Origin of the sequence: Streptomyces erythrochromogenes (assembly GCF_036170895.1) — a bacterium.
Classification (GTDB): domain Bacteria; phylum Actinomycetota; class Actinomycetes; order Streptomycetales; family Streptomycetaceae; genus Streptomyces; species Streptomyces erythrochromogenes.
Genome location: NZ_CP108036.1, coordinates 7670890 through 7685199 on the forward strand (window position 1 = coordinate 7670890; position 14310 = coordinate 7685199).

Annotated in this window: 14 protein-coding genes; 8 read left to right on the forward strand and 6 right to left on the reverse strand. The window is 71.1% G+C overall.

The features are described from left to right. Positions 1-3 precede the first annotated feature (3 nt). Entirely contained in the window at positions 4-3780 is a 3777-nt protein-coding gene (locus OHA91_RS35135; protein WP_078959595.1) for a bifunctional glycosyltransferase/CDP-glycerol:glycerophosphate glycerophosphotransferase, read from the forward strand. Then, complete coding sequence (locus OHA91_RS35140; RefSeq protein ID WP_031157551.1) at positions 3773-5281, forward strand: Ig-like domain-containing protein; 1509 nt, start codon at positions 3773-3775, stop codon at positions 5279-5281. Before OHA91_RS35135 ends, OHA91_RS35140 begins: the two co-directional genes overlap by 8 nt. Here the strand turns inward: OHA91_RS35140 and OHA91_RS35145 are convergent. Beyond that, a complete protein-coding gene (locus OHA91_RS35145) occupies positions 5265-6221 on the reverse strand; it encodes an endonuclease/exonuclease/phosphatase family protein (RefSeq protein WP_266505424.1) in 957 nt (318 codons plus the stop codon). The two genes, OHA91_RS35140 and OHA91_RS35145, sit on opposite strands and share 17 nt — an antisense overlap. A 228-nt stretch (positions 6222-6449) precedes the next feature. Here OHA91_RS35145 and OHA91_RS35150 point away from each other — a divergent pair, with 228 nt between their 5' ends. Further along, on the forward strand, positions 6450-6821 hold the full coding sequence (locus OHA91_RS35150; protein ID WP_031157553.1) for a hypothetical protein: 372 nt from the start codon (positions 6450-6452) through the stop codon (positions 6819-6821). 151 nt (positions 6822-6972) lie between these two features. On the opposite strand, the gene OHA91_RS35155 is transcribed toward OHA91_RS35150, so the two are convergent. The 5 genes from OHA91_RS35155 to OHA91_RS35175 form a co-directional block, all read right to left on the reverse strand. Further along, a complete protein-coding gene (locus OHA91_RS35155) occupies positions 6973-7308 on the reverse strand; it encodes a hypothetical protein (protein ID WP_266505421.1) in 336 nt (111 codons plus the stop codon). Beyond that, entirely contained in the window at positions 7305-7646 is a 342-nt protein-coding gene (locus tag OHA91_RS35160; RefSeq protein ID WP_328740693.1) for a hypothetical protein, read from the reverse strand. Before OHA91_RS35160 ends, OHA91_RS35155 begins: the two co-directional genes overlap by 4 nt. Positions 7647-7679: 33 nt before the next feature. Continuing rightward, the gene (locus OHA91_RS35165) at positions 7680-8330 is read right to left on the reverse strand and encodes a hypothetical protein (RefSeq protein ID WP_063835659.1); all 651 of its coding nucleotides are present in this window, start codon (positions 8328-8330) and stop codon (positions 7680-7682) included. A 669-nt stretch (positions 8331-8999) separates the two neighbouring features. Further along, the gene (locus OHA91_RS35170) at positions 9000-9320 is read right to left on the reverse strand and encodes a transcriptional regulator (RefSeq protein ID WP_031157556.1); all 321 of its coding nucleotides are present in this window, start codon (positions 9318-9320) and stop codon (positions 9000-9002) included. Continuing rightward, positions 9317-9808 (reverse strand): hypothetical protein, encoded by a 492-nt coding sequence (locus OHA91_RS35175; RefSeq protein ID WP_266505412.1) that lies wholly within the window; start codon positions 9806-9808, stop codon positions 9317-9319. Before OHA91_RS35175 ends, OHA91_RS35170 begins: the two co-directional genes overlap by 4 nt. Before the next feature lie 423 nt (positions 9809-10231). On the opposite strand from OHA91_RS35175, the gene OHA91_RS35180 reads away from it, so the two are divergent. The 5 genes from OHA91_RS35180 (at position 10232) to OHA91_RS35200 (ending at position 13875) form a co-directional block, all read left to right on the forward strand. Continuing rightward, complete coding sequence (locus OHA91_RS35180) at positions 10232-10732, forward strand: hypothetical protein (protein ID WP_031157558.1); 501 nt, start codon at positions 10232-10234, stop codon at positions 10730-10732. Beyond that, positions 10729-11073: a transcriptional regulator gene (locus OHA91_RS35185; RefSeq protein WP_037633831.1), complete on the forward strand. Its 345-nt coding sequence runs from the start codon at positions 10729-10731 to the stop codon at positions 11071-11073. Before OHA91_RS35180 ends, OHA91_RS35185 begins: the two co-directional genes overlap by 4 nt. Then, positions 11070-12002, forward strand: coding sequence for an ABC transporter ATP-binding protein (locus OHA91_RS35190; RefSeq protein WP_031157560.1), 933 nt, complete (start codon positions 11070-11072; stop codon positions 12000-12002). Before OHA91_RS35185 ends, OHA91_RS35190 begins: the two co-directional genes overlap by 4 nt. Before the next feature lie 11 nt (positions 12003-12013). After that, the gene (locus tag OHA91_RS35195) at positions 12014-12874 is read left to right on the forward strand and encodes an ABC transporter permease (RefSeq protein WP_037633832.1); all 861 of its coding nucleotides are present in this window, start codon (positions 12014-12016) and stop codon (positions 12872-12874) included. A gap of 263 nt (positions 12875-13137) precedes the next feature. Next, positions 13138-13875 (forward strand): dienelactone hydrolase family protein, encoded by a 738-nt coding sequence (locus OHA91_RS35200; RefSeq protein WP_031157562.1) that lies wholly within the window; start codon positions 13138-13140, stop codon positions 13873-13875. Positions 13876-14310 lie beyond the last annotated feature (435 nt).

Below are 14310 nucleotides of genomic sequence, written 5' to 3' on the forward strand. Positions count from 1 at the left end.
GGTATGCCCCGCCTGAGCGTCGTCGTGCCCTTCCAGGACGTCGAGATCTACCTCCAGGAGTGCCTGGAGTCGATTGCCAGGCAGACGTTCCGCGACCTCGAAGTCATCATGGTGGACGACGGCTCCACCGACTCCTCGACGGCGATCGCCTCGGACTTCGCCCGCAGGGATCCGCGCTTCCGGCTGCTGCGGCAGGAACCGATGGGTCCGGGCCACGCCCGGAACGTCGGCATCCGCGCTGTGCACCCGCAGGCCGAGTTCCTCGCCTTCGTCGACGGCGACGACGTCATACCCGAATACGCCTACGAGTTGCTCGTGCAGACCCTCGAGGCCTCCGGCTCCGACTTCGTCTCCGGCAACGTGCAGATGATGAACTCCACCAAGAGGTGGCAGTCGCCGCTGCACAAGGCGCCCATGCGGGCCAGCAAGCGCGGCACGCACATCACCAGGCTGCCCGACCTCATCTACGACCGCACCGTGTGGAACAAGGTGTTCAGGCGGTCCTTCTGGGACTACCACTACATCGCCTTCCCCGAAGGCGTCATGTACGAGGACTCCTGGGTCAACATGTTCGCCCACTTCCGGGCCGCCAAGGTCGACATCCTCACGGACATCGTCTACTTCTGGCGCCGGCGCGAGGGCGGTGCCGCACCCTCCATCACCCAGCGGCACACCGAGTTCAGCAACCTCCAGGACCGTGTCGCCGCCGTCCAGTCGGTCAGCCGGTTCCTCGCCGGACACCGCGCGAGGTCCTATTCCGACCACAAGCGCAAGTACGACCTCGCCTGCCTGAAGTCGGACCTGATGCTGCACCTGAAGGTGCTCCCGGACGCCGACGAGGAATACCGCGAAGCGTTCATGCAGTGGGCGAACGAGTTCCTCGACGAGGCCGACGACGACATCATCAACGAACTGCCCGCCGATGCCCGCGTGAAGTGGCTGCTGGTGCGTGAGGGCCGGCTGAAGGAACTCCTCGACGTCGTCGAGTTCGAGCGCAAGGGCGGCCCCATGCCCGTCCAGCGGCGCTTCCACCGCTACCTCAAGTACCCCTACCTGGGCGACCGGTCGATAGGCCTCGACAAGAGTGCCTACCGGCTGGACAAGGAACTCTCGCTGCACGGCTCGCTGTCCCGCGCCGCGTGGGACGACTCCGACCACCTCACCCTGGAAGGCTCGGCCTACGTCCGCTTCATCAACGTGCACAAGCGGCACATGTCCATGAAGGCGATCGCGCTCCGCAACAAGAAGCAGGGCCGCGTCGTCGTCGCCAAGGCGAAGACCACCTACTACCCGCAGGCCACCGAGTACTCGAACCAGAACCGCTACTGCTACGACTGGTCCGGGTTCCAGGTCCGCTTCGACGTCTCCCGGCTCAAGCGCAAGGGAGAGTGGGTCGAGGGGACCTGGGACGTGGCGGCCGGAGTCCTGAGCCGAGGACTGTTCCGCTACAAGGGCATAGCCCGTGGCAGCGCGGGCAGCGCGGCCAACCCGCCCTACCGGTACGTGGACAAGAACGTCCGCGTGGTGCCACTCTTCCTCCAGGGAAAGCTCAAGCTCCGCGTCGAGACGGTCCGTTGCCGTATCACCCGGCACCGCATCGTCGGTGACAACCTCGAACTCGGCGGCGTCTACCTCGGTCCCCGCCTCCCCGAGTGGGGAAAGTTCCGGGTGACCAGCATGAGCGGCGCCGGCCGGCACGACTCGTGGGTCCACTTCCAGCCCGGAGGCGAAGGGTGGTACACCTTCGTCACGCGCATCCCGACCAAGGCGCTGGTCCCCGGGCACCGCACCAACGCCTCGGAAGGCGTTCCGGAGACCTGGAACACCGGCGCCAACGGCTGGAAGACCACCTTCCACGTCGAGGGCCGCAAGGCCGCCATCTATCCCGTCATGGCGGAGGACGCCACCGACGGCCACTACCGGATGCCGGGAGGGTTGCAGACCGAAGGCGGGGACCGCGAGGTCTTCGTGCACCGCAACGGCTCCGGCTACGTGGTGCTGTTCGAACGCGACACCCTGCCGCTGGCCAAGTCGGCCACCTGGCGCCAGGACGGCTCCCTCGAGGTCGTCGTCGGCTACGCCGCGCAGGACATGCTCGACGCCTCCGAGTACGCCACGGCGCACGTCGTCGTACGCTCCCGCGCCCACGGGGCGGAACGTGTCGTCCCGATCACCTGGCACGGCGACGACTTCAGGTTCGTCGTCACGCCCGCCGCGATGCGCACGCTGGCCGGCGACGTGCCGCTCGCCTCCGGCCGCTGGGACTTCTTCCTGCGCCGCCAGGACCCCTCCGCCGTCACCCCGGAGAACCGCTCCGGCGACCTCATGGTCAAGATGACGCAGGATCTGATCCCCACCCTGCCCCGTGAGATGAGCAGCAACGAGCGGCGCTACGAACTCCAGTCGGAGGCCTACGACCGGCTCTCGCTGCTGGTGCACTCGGCGATGCCGGACGAGGCCCGCGGCCCGTACCGGCAGAAGCTCATGCGCACCAAGACGTACCCGGACGCCCGCCGCAAGCCGGTGACCGCCGCCGTGCTCTTCGACGCCTTCAAGGGAACCCAGTACTCCGACAGCCCGCGCGCCCTCCACGAGGAGATGGTCCGCCGGGGCACCGACCTCGAACACCTGTGGGTGGTGCGCGACGACCAGGTCGCCGTCCCGCCCACCGCCCGTCCCGTACGCATGTGGTCCCCGGACTGGTACGAGGCCATGGGCCGGGCGAAGTACATCGTCGCCAACAACCACCTCCCCGACTGGTTCGAGAAGCGCGACGGCCAGGTCGTCGTGCAGACCTGGCACGGCACCCCGCTCAAGCGCATCGGCCACGACATCGAGGCCGTGCACTTCGCGGACAAGCGCTACCTGGAGCGCGTGGAGAAGGAGGTGCAGAACTGGGACATGCTGGTGTCCCCGAACAGCTTCAGCACCCCGATCCTCAAGCGTGCCTTCCAGTTCCCGGGCGAGATGGTCGAAAGCGGCTACCCGCGCAACGACATCCTGCGACGCGCGGACTCCGGACGGGCGGCGGAAGTACGCCGCCGCATCGGCCTGCCGCCGGGCAAGAGGGTCGTCATGTACGCGCCGACCTGGCGCGACGACCAGTTCTACGCCCCCGGCAAGTACAAGCTCGACTTCCGCATCGACCTCGACGACGCCAGGGCGCGGCTCGGCCACGACCACGTCCTGCTCGTGCGGCGCCACCCGAACGTGGTGGACCCGGTGCCGGGCGCCGGCGACGGCTTCGTCTTCGACGTGTCCGACTACCCGGACATGGCGGACCTCTCCCTGATCGCCGACGTGATGATCACGGACTACTCCTCCCTGATGTTCGACTTCGTCAACACCGGGCGGCCGATCCTCTTCTTCACCTACGACCTCGACCACTACCGGGACACCCTGCGGGGCTTCTACTTCGACTTCGAGCAGTCCGCGCCGGGGCCGCTGGTGTTCACCTCCCCCGAGCTGATCGGGGCGATCCGCAACGTCGACCGCATCCAACACGGCTACGCCGCCCGCTACCGCTGGTTCCAGCAGGAGTTCTGCGACCTCGACGACGGCTACGCCTCGGCCAGGCTGACCGACCGCATCCTGATCGCCGGCGGGGATCTCGACCCCGCTCGGGCCCAGGCCCCGGCCGTGGGAACGGTCGGTGGCCGCGCAGTGGCCCACCCGGGCCCGGCGGGCCACCCCGCAGGCCAGACAGGTCCCTGGAACGGAGGCACCCTCGGCCAGGTGCCGCGCCAGCCGGTGAGAAGAATGGATTCCGAGCATGTCTAAGGCAGCCCAGACCACACGCCGCGTCTTCAGCGGTGTGGACTCCGCCGGGGCGGTGCCCATCGAGTACAAGTTCTCGCACGCGCGCAACGGCAACCGCCACCTGGTCGTCGTCTTCGCGAACCGCTACGCGCCCGGCGAGTGGGGCTGGGCGACGGGAAAGCTCGACCTGCTCCGGTCCAACATCCTGTGGGTCCGCGACCTGTTCGACGGCGCGAACACCTACTACCTGTGCAAGGGGATGGACTTCTCCCTGGAGCAGTCCGTCGCCGGGCTCATCTCGCGCGTCATGAACGCGCTGGAGCTCTCCCCGGACCAGGTGACCATGTTCGGCAGCTCCAAGGGCGGCAGCGCGGCCCTGTTCTTCGGACTGAAGTACGGCTTCAGGAACATCGTCGCCAGCGTGCCCCAGTTCCAGATCGGCACCCGCGTCATGGAGGGCAACCCCGACGCCGTCCGCGTGATGATGGGCGAGGCGACGGAGCAGAACGTACGCGTCCTCGACTCGGTCCTGCCCGACCTCGTCCGCAGCGGTGCGAACCCGTCGGCCAACATCTACCTGATTACCTCACCCCAGGACGAGCAGTACGCACGTCAGGTCGAGCCGTTCATCGGGCACTTCCAGGGGCGCGAGAACTTCAACTTCATCTACAACGACTCGCCCCTCATCACCGACCACGGGAAAGTCACCCTGCGCAACCTCCCCACCCTCATCGGGCTGCTCAACCTCCTCGTCGAGGGCATAGCCCCCCGCCTGGGCATGGTCCGCAACGGCTACGAGCAGCCGGAGCGCGACAAGTCGGCGATCGAGGCGTTCCTCACGCAGACCTCCCTGGTGCAGGCCGGCGACTCCTTCCCCCGGCCGGTGGTCCTGACGCCGACGCCGGAGGAGCGGGTCCCGGCGAACCTGGTCCGCTTCGCGGGTACGGCCGTGGGCGCGGTGCGGGTCAGCTTCTGGGAGGACGGCAAGCACAAGGGCTCGGCGCCCGTCGCCGCCGACGGCACCTGGTTCTGGGAACGCACCACCCCCTGGGCCAAGGGCCGACACGTCGTCAGGCTGTTCGCCGCGGACGCGAACAACTACCAGACCGAGCGCACCGAAGTCGTCTTCACCGCAGTGGAGCACGCTTCCGAGCCCCTGCCCGAGTACGCACCGGCACCCGCGCCGCTGCCCCGTCCGGCCCAGCGTCTCGTGCTGACGGTGACCGCCCCGGCCGCCCACCAGCAGGTGCCCGGTCCCGTCGTCGGTTTCGCCGGCTACGCACCCGGCGCCGTACGCGTGGACTTCCAGGAGGGCGGGGTGGGTCTGGGGACGTGCGACGTGCGCTCCGACGGAAGCTGGGTGTGGGAGCCCGGCTGGGCGTGGAACGAGGGCGACCACTTCGTCGAGGCCATCGCCGTGGACCCCGTCGGCAACGCGTCCCCCTGGACGGCCGTCCCCTTCACCGCGACGAGCACCTACGGGGCGCCCGCCCAGGGCAACTACTTCAACGCGAGGTACTGACCTGCGGAGTGGCGGACGCTTCGGCCGGGCGGTTCACCCGGATCACGAGGGGCCGGTGGTCCGAGGCCCCGGTGTCCACCACGTCGCAGCCGGTGCGGGGCAGCGCGGTGAACAGGTAGTCGATCTTCGACCCGTCCGTGTGGGTGGGGCGTCCTGTCCGGGAGCGGCCCTTCTGCTCGCACTCGCGGAACGTCGTGTACGCCTCCGACGGCCAGATCCAGGCCGACTTGTTCCGGTCGCCCACCGGCGGCGGGGAGTTGAAGTCCCCGCCGAAGACCGTACGGTCGTCCGTCGACGCGGCGGCGACCAGCGAGCTCAGCTGGTCGTCGCGGAAGTCCCAGTCCGGGTGTTCGTCGTCGCTCTCGCGCAGCGAGAGGTGCGCGTTGCACACCCGCAGCCCCTGGGCCGGGACGCGCGCGCACAGGATCCCCCGGTGCAGTCCCACCGTCGGCTGTTCGGTCGGGATCACCTCCACGTCCTCGAGCCGGGAAGCGGCCAGCAGCCCGAAGCCGGCCTGCCCCCGCCCTTGCCCGGTGCACTCCACGGCGGTACGGGTGCCCGCCGAGTCCACGTTCGCGTACGGCTCGAAGACGGTGTTCCACTCCGGGCCCAGGCGCGCGGCCGAGGACGACAGGTCCTCCGAGCACACCTCCTGGAGCAGCAGCACGCGTACGTCGGAGTCGCCGATCAGCTCGCGCAGCTGCTGGAACTTGTCCTTCGGGCTGCCCGTCCGCTCACAGCTCCACTGCCGCACCCCGCACATGTTCCAGGTCGCGACGGAGACCTCGTCCGGCTTCGCCGGACCGAGGCCGGCTCCCGCGACCGAGGCCGGCGCCTGGGCGGACGTACACGCCACCACCGTCAACAGGCCGAGCGCCGTCGCCGTGCGGCCGAACCGGCGGCGGAACGAACGCCACCCGGCCTCCTTGTGCATCTGCATTCCGACATCATTGGGTATGCGCCGGTCAGCCGCCGAATCGGCCCCCGTCGGAACCGTTCCGGAACACCGTCCGAGCCGCTCCGGAGCCGGCTGCCGCGACGGTGTGGACATGACGTCCACGACTGCGCATGCGACCTCCCGGACGCTGCCGGACCGGGCCGGGCCACGGGAGTGGCTGGGCCCGGCGGTCCTGCTCCTGCCCGTGACCCAGGCGTCGCTCCGATCAGTGTGCTGGGCACCGCGCTCGCGGTCGGCGCCGCCCCCGCGGAGAAGGCGGGCTCGGCGGCGGCCACCGGGCAGACCGCTGCGACCTGGGCCTCGCCCTGGGCATCGCCGGCCGGTGTGCCCGCCCAGGCACTGGACGCGGCCCGGGACACGGTCGGCGGAGCGGCCGACGCGGCGGCCGGGCTGTCCGAGACCGTCGGCGCGGACCTGCTCGCCACGGCCCGGGACGCCTTCACGGCGGGCTTCCACACCACCCCGGCGGTCAGCGCCGTGCCGGCCCTTGCGACGGCCGCGGTGGTCGCCGTACTGCTGCGCCACATCCCGGCGATCGGCTCCGAGGGCTCGGCGGCTGCGGCCGCCCCGCACGAGCACTGACCGGCGCCCCGCGCCCGGTGGGGGCTCCGGGACCGTCCGTCAGAGGGCGGACGCCGCCTCCGGAGCCTCCTGGCCGGTGCGGCGGCGGCCGGCGACGACCAGGTCGCCTCCGGCGGCGCGGCGCGTGCGGCAGCGCCGCCGGAGGCAGTGTTCAGCCCACCGTCCAGGGAACCCGGCAGATGTGCGGACCCGATCCCTCCGGGCACAGCGCGGTCAGTACGGCCTTGCGGATCGCCCGCCACGTCCGCAGGGAACACCCCAAGTGGACTTCCCTGTACACCGGTTGCCGTGATCCGCTGTTCTGGCCGGGATGTTCCACCGTCCACTGTTCCACCAGGAAGTCCAACTCGTCGTCGACCGTGTGCGCGAGAGTCCCACCGATGATCCGGGCGTGCCGGGAACCGATCGCGTCCTCGACGAGCCTCCGGACCCAGGCCAGCCCCTGCTCGTCCGCGTACAGGCCGAGCCTCAGGCGTCGCGCCCTCATCGCACGGCTCCTTCGCGACGGCCGCCACCGCTCCGGGTGAAGCCGGTGGGGAACCAGGAGTGGAGGGCGGGCCAGCCGTTGACCGTTGCGAGGAGGCGCCAGCAGCGCCGGGCGTCCGGGTCGCCGGTCGTCCGGAGGCGGGCCGGGAGCCAGCGGCGCAGGTCGCCCTCGCCGGCACGCACGAACGCGTAGGCGTAGAGAACGCCCGGCGAATCGGAACGGGACGCGCCTTCGGCGGAGGGCGGCAGGTGCGGGTGCGGGCCTTCGAAGGGGGCGCCGAGGAAGTCGGACACCAGGCGGTGTCGTTCGGCCCGGGAGAGCGTGGCGAGTCGGTGCATGAGGTCGTCCTGTCTGCGCCGCTGGCCAGGGTCTCAGGCGGCGAACGGGTTGGTGTGGCCGGGCAACTGCTGCCCCGGGCGCAGGAACCGCTGGCCGCCCTGTTCGTCGCGGACGGCGAGGAACCCGGCGGCCGTGAGCCGCTGTGCGATCTTCCTGCGTCGGATCGCGCCCACCTGGAACGCCACGGTGAGGAGCAGCGCGGCCGCCCCGCCGGAGGCGACCGCTTCGACCGGTGACCTGTCGATGAGCATGAGGCCGGTCAGGGCCGCACACGCGAGGTAGCACGTCAGCTTCTGGCTCCGGTCGGCGACGTACAGGGCCATGACGTCGAAGGTGACGAGGTCCTTCAGCACGGCCACGGCACCGACCGCTTCGGGGAGCGGCGTCAGCGAGCCCTGCTCCAGCCCGGGCACCGTCCCGCCGTTGCCCGCCTGCGGATGGGCGGTGATGGTGGCCGCCTCGCGGACACGCGCGTCGGGCCCCGGGTCCCGGTACATCCGGACCTGGACGAGCGAGTTCTTGAACCCGGTCCTGTAGGCCATGCCGTACGTGTAGCCGTACTGCTCCGCCACGTGTGCCAGGGCCGCCGCCTTCGGCGTGGAGCCCTGGGGGGCGATCTCGACGATGCCCTGCTGACGGGCGATCTGCTGGAGCATCCCCGCTATGTGACGTTCTACGGACATCCTGTTCCCCGCTCCCTGGGACCCGGCGCCTGGGGCCGACCCGCGCACAGCCTAGGGGGTGTGCCGACGGTCGCACCGAGCGGTTCCCGGAGCCATGGACCGGGCATCCGGCGGGGCCAGGACCCTACGGCAGGTGGCCGGCCTGGGTGCCGCCGCCCGCGGGGCCCCCGGCGCGCTGCCGTAGCTCCCACCGACCGGGGAACCCACTCTTCAGGCCTTGCGGAAGCTGGACCGGCCGCTGCGGGCCCGGGTGCCCGACTTTGAGGCCTGCCGGTTCGACTCCGCCGCCTTCTACGCCCAGTTCGCCGACGAGGGCCGGTCCCCGCTGGTGACGGCCGATGGCCTTGCGCGCGGCCTGGGTGACGGCGGCCCGGGCACGTTCCGGGGCCGCGCCGGCGTGCCGGTCGCGGCCTCCGAGCCCGACGGCCCGGGAGAGTTGGCTGATCAGGAAGTCGCGTTCGAGCTCGGCCTGTTCCCGCCTGGCGAGGCGAGGTCCTGGCGAAGTCGGCGAGCTCTTGGCCGATGCCGTCGCGCTCCTCGACCACCTCCGTATCGGCCGCGTGCACGTGGCCGGGTACTCCAGCGGCACGGGCGCTCAGGCCCAGCTCGCCCAGGACCGCCCCGACCGCCTCGCCACGGTCTTCTTGCTGGAGCTCTCCCTGACCGTGATCAGGGAGTCGGCTCCGGCGGTCCCACGATCGCCCGCAGCGCCGCGAGGTGCCCCTGGTAGGCCTCGCGGCCCTTCCGGGTCAGGCGGAGCCACACCCGTTGCCGGGTGTCGCGGACGGCCCTGCGCTGCTCGACGTAGTCGGCGTCCATCAGCACGGTGACGTGCTTGCTCAGCACCGAGGCGGAGACGTCGAGTTGCCTCTGGACCAGGACGAACTCCGCCTCGCCCGCGGCGTCCAGCAGCGCGCAGATGCGCAGCCGGTTCGGGGCGTGGATGGTGGTGTCGAAACCCGCCAGCGGGTCCGGGGTCCCGGCGCTCACACGGTCTGCCGGTGCAGGCGGACGAAGGCGAGGTGGAAGCCGACGGACACGGCCGCACTGATCAGCGAGGCCGCGATCAGCCACGCCGGCCGCCCCGTGAGGCGGAACGCGAATCCTGCTCCCACCACCAGCACGGGCAGACCCACCGCGAGCGGCAAGGTCGCCCGCTTCGGCAGCACGTCGAACCGCAGGGCCACCCCGGTCTTGTCGCGCCAGGCCTTGGCCGCGACGACGAAGAGCACCCAGTACACCGCGGCGCTCGCCAGCATGATCCCCAGCCAGGCCGAGTGCGGCAGCAGCCAGTCGGAGTCGGCCGTGACGCCTCCGTAGATGACGGGCAACGCGGCGGCGTAGAGCGTGAGCGTAAGGAAGAACCAGTTCGGCCACGGCGTGGCCGACAGCGCCGAGGCAGATGCTCGGACGTGCTCGTTGTCGGCCAGGGCGGAACGGGCCTGCTCGGGGGTCATGCGCACCGCATCAGTTTCCATGTCGGAAAGAGTAGCGCTTAGTTTCCAATACGGAAAGAGACGAGTTTCCGGTGCGGCAAGTCAGTGCGCCGAAGTGACCTCCCCCCGGCCGCGGCCCGTCCGCCAGTGGGACGTCAATGCCGTTCGCGTCACCGCCCTCCCCACGCCGTCGCTTGTGGTTGCCCCGTCGTTACGGCAGGCGGACCGAGCGGCTGCGGTCGACGTCGGCCGCGGTCGGCCTCGCGCTCGCCGGCCGGGCCGGTGCCCGGCTGGCCGGAGTCTTCGCCCAATGGCGGCGTGCGGCCGCAGTGCGGTGCCACGGCTGGTCGTCGGTTCCCAAGGCCGTCCCCGTGCCGGCAAATCTCCGACTTGCCCATCAGGAAAGCCAAGGGTAACTTTCCTTGTAGGAAAGTAATCGGGGACGGGAGAGCGACGACCGTGAGCATGCCGGTGGATGCCGAACGGGCATGGCAGGATCTCCAGCGCATCCGAGTGCCGCAGGAGCGGGTGTACGACGAGTTCGAGCGCTCCGTGTCCGGCGGGCGCGGCATGACCTACGGCACGGCCGCGCTCATGTGGGTGTTCCTTGCCGGCGTCGGCATGGACCTGCCCCGGTGGGGCGTCGGACTGTTCGTGGCCGCCTACGTCGGCCTGTTGAGCGTGCTGGTCGTGATGAACGGCCGTAGGAACCGGATGCAACTGCACCACACTCGCTGCCCCGGGCGTATGTGGGCCGCGTTCGGTGCGGCGGCGGTGCTGGTCGGCGGGACGATCGTGCTGGCGGACCATGTGACCGAGCCGCTGGCGCCGATCTGCGCCGGCCCCGTCCAGGCCACGGCCGCGGTGGCCGTGTACCTGCTCTGCCTCGGTCCCGCCAACCGCTGGGCGGCCGACTCGGTGCGCAGCGGCGGCGAACCGGCGGCCGAGCAGGCGGCGGGCCGATGAGCACCCCCGTCGGCTTCGACGAGCTGATCCACCCCGCCACCCGACTGTCGGTGGTCGCGCTGCTGGCCGCCACCGAGTGGGCGGACTTCGCGTTCGTCCGCGACAGCCTCTCGCTCAGCGACTCCGCGCTGTCCAAGCAGCTGCACACCTTGGAGGGGGCCGGATACCTGGAGATCCAGAAGGAGGGCGGCGGCCGCAACCGCCGTACGAAGGTGCGGCTGACGGACCGCGGTCGCACCGCCTTCGAGGGACATGTGGCGGCACTCCGGGCCATCGTAGACAGCGCCGGGCCGGCGACCGGGGCGGCGCAACGGCAGCCCCACGCGGAGGCGGACCGATGACGGCGTTCGGGCGCACCGGCGTCCAGCCCGTGATCCGGGTGCGCGAGCTGGCCATGGCGTACGGCGATGCCGACGTCCTGCGCGGCGTCGATCTGGACATCCACCGCGGCGAGGTCTTCGCCCTGCTCGGGCCCAACGGTGCGGGGAAGACCACGACCGTCGAGATCCTGGAAGGCTTCCGGCAGCGCTCCGGCGGCGAGGTGAGCGTCCTCGGCACGGATCCCGAGCGGGGCGGCGACGCGTGGCGGGCCCGGATCGGGCTGGTCCTGCAGTCCTGGCGGGACCACCGCCGCTGGCGGGTCGCCGAGCTGCTGACCCACTTCGCGACCTACTACCCCGACCCGCACGACCCGGCCGAACTGCTGGCCCTGGTCGGCCTCACCGATCAGGCCGGCCGGCAGGTGGACCGGCTGTCCGGCGGCCAGCGCCGGCGCCTCGACGTCGCGCTCGGCATCGTCGGCCGCCCCGAACTCCTCTTCCTCGACGAGCCGACCACCGGCTTCGACCCCCAGGCGCGGCACGAGTTCCACCTCCTGGTCGAGCAGCTGGCCCGCGACGAGGGCGTCACCGTCCTGCTCACCACCCACGACCTGGCGGAGGCCGAGCGGCTCGCCGACCGGATCGCCATGCTGGTCGGCGGCCGGATCCGGGCCTGTGGCACACCCGCGGAACTGGCCCGGGAAGCCGCCGCCCAGGCCGAGGTCCGCTGGACGGCCGAGGACGGGACACCCCGCCGCGAACGCACAGCGGACCCCTCACGGCTGGTCTGGGAACTCCACCGGCACGCGGACGGCCCGATCGCCGACCTGGAGGTCCGCCGCCCGACGCTGGAGGACACCTACCTGCACATGGTGCACCGGGAGGCCGAGGGCACGGACGGAGCCGACGGCACGGACGGGGACGCAGACGAGGAGGTACCGGCCGCATGAGGGGGACACGCATGACGAACCGGACGAACAGCTGGGGTGCCGGACTCCAGCGCTGCGGAATCGAGCTGCGGCACCTCCTGCGCAACGGCAAGGAGATGACCGGCCATCTGACCAACGTGGTCGTCGCGCTGCTCGTCGCCGGCTATGTCAGCGACGACGTGCCCGGGACCCGAACCCCGATGACTCATCTGGTGCTGGCGGGCTTCGCCGCCTACCTGCTGTTCCAGGTCGGGCTGATCAACCTGCCGCAGGTCCTCGTGACCGAGCGGGAGGAGGGTGCCCTGCTGCGGCTGCGCGCCACGCCCGGCGGGATACCTGCCTACCTCGTCGCCAAGTGCCTGCTGACGGTCGTCCTGGCCGTCGGCACCCTGGCGCTGCTCCTGATCGCCGGGGCGCTGCTGGTGGACGGGCCACTGCCGCACGGGCCGGGCGACTGGCTGACGCTGCTGTGGGTCACCACCCTCGGACTGCTCGCCGTCATACCGCTCGGCGCGGCCATAGGCGCCGTACTGCCCAACCCCCGCGAGGCCCTGGCGTTGATCATGCTGCCGACGATGGGCCTCCTGCTGACCTCGGGGACGGTGTTTCCGATCACCGCACTGCCCGTGCCGGTCCAGCAGGTAGCCGCAGTCTTTCCGCTCAAGTGGATGGCACAGGGCCTGCGTTCGGCACTGCTCCCGGATTCGGCACGGGCCGCCGAGGCGGCCGGCTCATGGGAACTGCCCATGGTCGCCCTGGTCCTCACGGCCTGGGCGGTCCTCGGATTCCTCCTCGCGGTACCGCTCCTGCGCCGCGCCGCCCGCCGCGAGTCCGGCTCGCGGCTGACCGCCCGCCACCGCAAGGCGACACAGGGCGGCGCGCTGGCCGCGTAGGCGGCCTCGCGGCCACCCGGGCTACGTCGTGGCCTGCTTCGACGGTACCGGCCGCCCCGCCGGCGAGGCCCGCAAGGAAGGTCGGAACCCGGCCGGTGGCGTGTTCGCCCTGCTGTGCGGACCTGCCGCAGGGATCGCCGCCGTGGGAACTCGCGGATCATGATCAATCGTGGCGGCACTTTCTGCAGCGGGACACCCGCGCTGTTCTGCCAGCGGCAGAACACAGACCGGACCGGGCTCGACGATCACTACGGTCCAGTCTCATGACGACGATTGCGACGCGTACGGTCGAGTACCCTGCCGACGGTTTGACGATGATCGGGCACCTCGCCCTCCCGGCCGGTGTCGACCGCCGGCCCGCGGTGCTGCTCGGACCTGAGGGCATGGGGCTCAGCGATGTCGAGCGCCGCCGGGCCGACGCTCTTGCCGAGCTGGGATATGTAGCGCTGGCCTTCGACCTTCATGGGGGGCGCTATTTGGGAGACCCCGAGGAGATGCTGGCCCGTTGCATGCCACTGCTCGCTGATCCCGACCGGATGCGGGGGATCGGCCATGCGGCGCTCGACGTGTTGCGCACAGAGCCCCGGACCGACCCCGACCGGATCGCCGCCATCGGCTACGGAACCGGGGGCGCCATCGCGCTGGAACTCGGGCGAGGCGGCGCCACCCTGCACGCGATAGGGACAGTCAACGCAACTACCACGGGCCGACCGGGCGAGGCGGCGCGCATTCGCTGCCCGGTGTGGGCCGGGGTCGGGTCGGAAGACCCGATCATGCCGCCCGCGCAACGAAACGCGTTCACCACTGAGATGCAGGCCGCGGGCGTCGACTGGCGCCTCACGGTCTACGGCGGAGCCTTGCACGCCTTCCACCACCCGCCGGTCGACCACCCCGTGGTCCCCGGCGTCGGCTACCACCGACGGCACGCGCAGCGAGCCTGGCGCGACGTCGTCGACCTGCTCGCCGAATGCCTGCCCGTGACGGAGGACCTGGGGGCATGACCGGGCAAACGTGCGGGTGCCGAGCCTGGTCGGCGTCGCGCACTGACGGTCTCCTCCCCGCCAGCGGGTGGTGCGGACACGGCGGGAACGGCGTGACCCGTCCGCAGCGTGGACCATCATCCGTACCGGAGTGGACGCGTACAGGAGGGGCCATGTCCACGACCTGTCGGTGCTGGGGGAGAGGATGCCGGTCTTGCACTCCTGCCGATCACCGCACCGGCGTCCTTGCCGGACGTCTACCGTCTCGACCCCGAAGCCGGCGGACGGGGCTTCAGACTCGATCATGCGGCGGCGACGGCGGACGGCGACACCTACGGGCTGACCGGCAAGCGCCGCTACCGCGGGCACGGGGTCGGCACGGCCGACCCCGTGCCCCCACGGAAAGCCCGCCCCCGTGAAGGCGGAGCGTCACGGGGATGCAGAGGGCCGGTGCGG